A 6,033-nucleotide genomic window follows, 5' to 3' on the forward strand; every position below is an offset into this window, starting at 1 on the left:
CGTGCTGCGCCCGGTCGCCGAGCCGTTCTCGGCCGACGGCGGCATCCACATGCTCAGCGGGAACCTCGGCCGCGCGGTCAGCAAGGTGTCGGCGGGCGCTCGCCGAAGCCGGGTACGCGTGCACGGGCACCGCCTCGGACGCCGTCTGCGTGGCCGTGCGCTCCGACGGCCCCGAGGAGCTGTTCGGCGGCCCGCGATCGACCTGGGGCGCCCGCATCGCCCGCGCCGTCCACCTCTCCGTCCTCAACGGCGCCCACGCCTGGGCGAGGCACACCTAGCCGGCATGCGCCGGCGCACGCCAGATCGCGGCCTGCGGATCGACCACGTCACTGACTGCCAGAGGGTCGGCAAAGGACACTTGTGGCGTGACCGCAGCGCCCAATTACCAAGATCTGCACGCATTGGTCGACCAGCTCAGGCCGGACCAGGCGCATCTGGCCGAACGGCATGAAGAGATCATCCGGGAGGGGTTAGCCGAACGGCTGGGGCTGCGTGAGGTCGCGACCCTTGATCACCGGCATTTCCGCGTGGTCCGGCCACGTCATGTACCGGCCTTCGATCTTCTTCCCTGACCAGGAAGCAGGCCGTAGGTGGTTTGGGCGGTGGTGGGGGTTATCTTGCCGGTGTCGAGGTCGAGGAGGATGTCGGCGGGAGGCCGGTCGGCCGGGGAGCCGATGCCGCCGCCGCCCGTCGTTTCGACGATCAGGGCCTCGCCGGCGCCGAAGCGGACGTTGTTGACCTTGGAGTTCAGGCGCTCGACGGTGCCGTCCAGGTGGCGCTTGAAGAAGCCGCCGAGCCGGCCGGGCAGGCCGCCCGCTCTGCCGGGCGGGGCGTAGCGCAGCCGGTCGCCGCGCGTGGTGACATGGGCGTCGGCGAGGAATTGGAAGACCGTCCTCGATCCGAGACCGCCCCGCCAGCGCCCCGGCCCGCCCGAGTCGGGGATGGTCTCGACCGACTCCACGATCAGCGGGCAGCGGGTCTCCACCGGTTCGACCTGCGGCACCGAGTTCCGGCCGATGCCGAAGTGGACGCCGGTCGCGTCCGGCCCGTCCTTGCCCGCCCTGGCCCCCACCCCGCCGAAGTCGTAGGAGAGATGGATCCAGTACGGCGCGGCGCAGGCGGCGACGCTGAAGGGTTGCAGGATCCCCGAGGCGGCGATGGCCCGATCCGGCATCGCGTCCGACAGCGCCTGGAAGATCGCCTCCATGGCCGCATAGATCGGTACGAAACGCCCGCCGCACGGGTAGGGGGAGTGGGCGTTGAGCAGCGACCCCGGCGGCAGGCGCACGTCGATCGCGCGCAGGCAGCCCTCGTTCATCGGGATCGCCGGGTCCAGGAAGCACCGCACCGCGAACACGGCGGCGGCCAGCGACTGCGACGACGAGGAGTTGATCGCCGCGGGGACCTGCGGATCGGTTCCCTCGAAGTCCAGGACGATGCCGGGCGTCCGTGCCTCCCACGCGCCGGGGGGCGGCACGGTGACCGTGACGCGGACGGTGTGCGAGCGGGAGAGGTCGATCCCGTCGTCGTCGACGGCGTAGGAGGAGGCGTGGCTGCCCGGGGGCAGTTCGGCGAGAGCCGTACGGGTGCGGGCCTCGGTGTAGTCGAGGTAGGCGTCGATGCCCGAGGCCAGCCCGCCGGGGCCGTGCTCGGCCAGCAGCGCCGCAAGCCGCGTGGCCGCCACGGCGGTGCCCGCGACGAGCGCGCGGACGTCGCCCATGACCTTGTCCGGCGTGCGGCTGTTGGCCCGCAGGATCGCCTCGATCGCCGGTTCGACGCCGGAGGCCGTGGCCAGCCGTACGGGCGGGAGCTGCAGGCCTTCGAGGAAGATGTCGGTCGCGAGCGGCGCCATCCCGCCCGCCGACAGGCCCCCGAGGTCGGAGACGTGGATCATCGTGGCCGTGAAGTACGCAGGCCGCGCGTCGACGAACACCGGCCGGTAGACCAGCAGGTCGTTGGTGTGCACCCCGCCCCGGTAGGCGTCGTTCAGCACGTACACGTCGCCCGGGCGCATGGCCTGGGCGGGGATGTCGGACAGCAGCTCGGGCAGGGCGACCTTCAGGGCCATGCTGTTCATCAGGGTGGTGGCCATCGACTGGGCGACGAGCCGGCCCCCGGCGTCCAGGATCGCGGCGGAGGCGTCCGACCCCTCCACGATGAACGTCGAATAGGCCGAGCGCACCACCACGATGCTGGCCTCCTCGGCGGCCACCACCAGCGCGTTCCTCAGCACCTCGGCCGTGAGCGACTCGGTCAACGGGCACGCTCCAGGATCACGGCCCCTTCGGGGGAGAGGGCGGCGGTCCAGCCGGGCGGTACGACGATCGTCGCCTCGGCGTCCTCGATGATCGCGGGCCCGTCCACCGCGGGCCCGTCCACCGCGGGCCCGTCCACCGCGGGCCCGTCCACCGCGGGCCCGTCCACCGCTGGGCCGTCCACCGCCGGGCCGGGAGTGGCCGGGCTCCGGGGGCCGCGCAGGTGGTCGCGGGTCAGTACGGGCGTGCTGGTGAAGCCGCCGCTCTCCGGGAACCACGCGAGCCTGGAACGCCGGCCGCCCCCGCCGGAGCCGTCCGTACCGTCGCCGGGTCCTGCGGTGGCGTCCTCCTTCGAGGGAAGCGGGGTGGCGGCCCGCTGGGTGAGGCGGACGCGGTAGCTCACGATCTCGATCGGCCCTCGCTGCGCGATGCCGTACACCTGCTGGTATCTCGCGAAGAATAGGTTGGCCAGCTCGTCGGGCGAGTCGCTCCACGGCACGGTCAGATCATGCGCCTGGCCGGCGAACCGTACGGCGGCCGAGCGCTCCACCGTCACGCCCGGGGCGCCGAGTTCGAGGCCGAGATCCGCCGCCGCCCCCGCGGCCATTTCGCCGAAGACGGCCGACGGGTCACCGGCTCCGAGCCGGGACAGCACCCGGTCGGTGGACAGGTCGCCCGCCAGCAGCCCGGCCGCCGACGCGACCCCGCAGTGCGGCGGCACGACCACCGTGTCGATGCCGAACCGTTCCGCGACCCGGGCCGCGTGCATCGGCCCCGCGCCGCCGAAGGCCACCATGACGAAGCCGCGCGGGTCGATGCCGCGCTGCACGGTCACGACGTGGACGGCGGAGCCCATCGCCGCGTTGGCGATCTCGTGTACGGCGTGCGCCGCCTCGGCGCGGGAGACCCCGAGCGGCCAGGCGAGCCTCTGGTCGACGGCCTTCTCGGCCGGTTCGTGGGAGATCGGCAGTGAGCCGAGGGACGACGGATCGAGGTACCCGAGCACCAGGTCGGCGTCGGTCACGGTGGGCTCGCCGCCGCCCAGGCCGTAGCAGGCCGGGCCGGGCGCGGAGCCCGCCGACCGGGGGCCGACCCTGAGCGCCCCGGCGGAGTCCACCCACGCGATGCTCCCGCCGCCCGCACCCACCTCGGCGAGGTCGATCGCGGGGGTCTTGATCGGCACGCCGGTCCCGGCGCGCCGGCCGCCGAAGCTGCCCTTGCCACCGACGTGGAACTCGTGGGTGATCTCCGGCCTGCCGTTCCTGATGACGCAGGTCTTGGCCGTGGTCCCGCCCATGTCGAACGAGATGATGTCGCGATACCCGGTGAGGGACGCGGCCAGCGCCCCGGCGGCCGGTCCTGACTCGATCGTGGCGACGGCCCTGCGCGCGGCGAGCTCGGCCGACATGACACCGCCGCCGGACTCCATCACGTGGACGGGCGCGGTGACGCCGGCGGCGTGGAGCCGCTCGCGCAGCCGCTGGAGGTAGCGGGCCATGACCGGCCCGACGTAGGCCGACATGATCGTGGTCGTGGCCCGCTCGTACTCGCGGATCTCCGGCCACACCTCCGAGGAGATGACCACGGTGGATCCGGGAGGCAGGGCCTCGCGCAGGATCGCGGCGACCCGGACCTCGTGGCGGGGGTCGGCGTAGGAGTGCAGCAGGCACACCGCGACCGACGTGATGCCGCGCCCGGCGATCTCGGCCGCCACCTCGCGCGCCGCGTCCTCGTCCAGCTCCTCCAGCGTCTCGCCGCGCGGGCCGACGCGCTCGGGGACCTCGAAGCAGTCCTCCGGCGCGACCGGAGGCGGGGGCGGGTCGAAGCGCAGGTCGTAGCGGTCCTCCTCGACCCGTGCGTAGCGGCCGAGGGGGACGGCGCTCCGGAACCCGCGCGTGGTCACGTACGCGACCCGTACCCCCTTGCGTTCGAGCACGGCGTTGGTGGCGAGGGTGGTCGCGTGGACCACCCGGGTGACCGACCCCGGATGGACGCCCGCGCGGCCGAGGGCGAGGGCGACGCCGGTGACGATCCCGTCGGCCGGGTCGTCGTGCGTGCTCAGGACCTTGGCCACGGTCACCGACCGCCCGCTGACGACGACGTCGGTGAAGGTGCCCCCGACGTCGACCCCGATGGCATAGCTCACGAGCCGCACACTATTACCCGAGCAAGCGCTTGTCTATGAAGCGTCGCGCCGCCGCTCAGGACGCTCAGGAGGTGAACTGGACGCTTCCGATGACGTGGTCGATCATCGTCTGGTCGCACTTCGCGGGCGGGCAGAAGAACGCGATCAGCGCCACGGGCTGCCCCTGGCCCCGGCCGACGATGTAGACGACCAGATCGAGGCGTCCCTGCTGGCCGGGGTCGTTCACCACGCCGGTCAGCTTGAACGCGGGCTTGCCCGCCACCGTCGCCGTGGTCGGCGCCGAGGCGAAGTCGGCCGGCCCGGGGAGCACGAAGCTGAGGCTGCGCTTCAGCGTCTCAGGCGTGTCCGATGTGGTGATGGCGTCGTTGACCTCGGTGAAGATGCCGGTCGCCTGCTCGGGACGGGTGGTGAGCAGGCCGTTGACGGCGGCCCAGTCGGAGGCGATGGGCACCGAGAACAGGGTGTCGAACTCGGCGGCCGCGGGGGAGACGACGACGTACTCGTCGGCGTGCGTACGGGCCTCCCAGCCGCCGGGATACTCGAACGAGAGCGGCGCGGCCGTGGTGCCGGGGTAGCGCTTGGATCCCACGGGGCTCGCCCCCTGGCCGACCAGCAGCGTGGCGGCGACCGCGAGGGAGACCAGCACGGCCCCCGCGCCGATGAGCACGCCCACCGGCCGGCGTCTCCTCTTGGCGGGCTGCCCCGCGCCCGGCCTGGTCAGCGGCCCCCCGGGCGCGGAGAGCCCGGCCGGCCCTCCGGTGTCCAGAGAGCGGAGCGACGTGGTCGGCCGCATGGACTCCATGTCGTCCATGGCCCGAAGGGACGGCGAGGAGGCTCCCGGAGGCGCCGACCAGGCCGGGCGGCCCTCCGGCGGGCTCGCGTGCCGGTCCTCGCCGCTGATCGCGTCGCGGAGGGCCGCCACGAACTGCCCGCAGGTGGAGAACCGATCGGCCGGCGCCTTGGCGAGGGCCCGGGACATCACCTGGTTGACGGCGTGCGGGAGATCGGGCCGGTACGGCGTGAGCGGCGGCGGCTCATGGGAGACGTGCGCGTAGAGCAGGGCCAGCTCGGTGTCCCGCTGGAACGGCGGCAGCCCGCTGAGAGCCTCGTACACCACGCAGGCGAACGCGTACAGGTCGCTCCGCCCGTCCACGGGCAGCCCGCGGATCTGCTCGGGGGCCACGTAACGCGGTGTGCCCATGAAGTGGCCGTGGCTGGTCAGCCCCGCCTCGGAGTAGGCGCTCTTGGTCAGCCCGAAGTCGGTCAGGTAGACGTGCTCGGGGGCCCGCGCGGATCCCTCCGCGACCAGGATGTTCGCCGGCTTCACGTCGCGGTGGACCAGGCCGTTCGAGTGGGCGGCGTCCAGCGCCGACGCGATCTGCGAGAACAGGCGGTAGGCGCGGGCAACCGGCATCGGCCCGCTCGCCTGGATGAGCTTGCGCAGGTCGGCGCCCTCGACGTACCGCATGGCGATGAACAGCAGGTCGCCGCTCTCGCCCGCCTCGTAGATGGGGATGATGTTGGGGTGGTCGACGCCGGCCACCAGGCGCGACTCGCGCATCGGAGCCACGGTCAGCGTGGTGGTTCCCGCGATGAACGAGGCCGAGAACCTGCCGCACGTGTTCGCGGCCC

At 73.1% G+C, this 6,033-nt stretch carries 4 protein-coding genes and 1 pseudogene; 2 read left to right on the forward strand and 3 right to left on the reverse strand.

Annotation, left to right across the window (positions count from 1 at the left end; all coding sequences use genetic code 11):
* Positions 1–92 precede the first annotated feature (92 nt).
* Both AB0B89_RS34240 and AB0B89_RS34245 read left to right on the forward strand, forming a co-directional pair.
* Positions 93–278 (forward strand): annotated as a pseudogene (locus AB0B89_RS34240) (adenosylcobinamide amidohydrolase); the annotation flags it as partial.
* Between the two features lie 87 nt (positions 279–365).
* Positions 366–572, forward strand: a complete 207-nt coding sequence (locus AB0B89_RS34245; RefSeq protein ID WP_358561237.1) for a hypothetical protein — start codon at positions 366–368, stop codon at positions 570–572.
* Here AB0B89_RS34245 and AB0B89_RS34250 read toward each other — a convergent pair.
* The 3 genes from AB0B89_RS34250 to AB0B89_RS34260 all read right to left on the reverse strand — a co-directional run.
* Positions 542–2,257 (reverse strand): hydantoinase B/oxoprolinase family protein, encoded by a 1,716-nt coding sequence (locus tag AB0B89_RS34250; protein WP_358561240.1) that lies wholly within the window; start codon positions 2,255–2,257, stop codon positions 542–544. The two genes, AB0B89_RS34245 and AB0B89_RS34250, sit on opposite strands and share 31 nt — an antisense overlap.
* On the reverse strand, positions 2,254–4,401 hold the full coding sequence (locus tag AB0B89_RS34255) for a hydantoinase/oxoprolinase family protein (protein ID WP_358561243.1): 2,148 nt from the start codon (positions 4,399–4,401) through the stop codon (positions 2,254–2,256). The genes AB0B89_RS34250 and AB0B89_RS34255 overlap by 4 nt, the downstream gene beginning before the upstream one ends.
* Before the next feature lie 64 nt (positions 4,402–4,465).
* Positions 4,466–6,033: serine/threonine-protein kinase (locus AB0B89_RS34260; protein WP_358561246.1), on the reverse strand; the 1,568-nt coding region annotated here is incomplete at its 5' end.

Source organism: Sphaerisporangium sp. NPDC049002 (assembly GCF_040649355.1).
Classification (GTDB): Bacteria; Actinomycetota; Actinomycetes; order Streptosporangiales; family Streptosporangiaceae; genus Sphaerisporangium.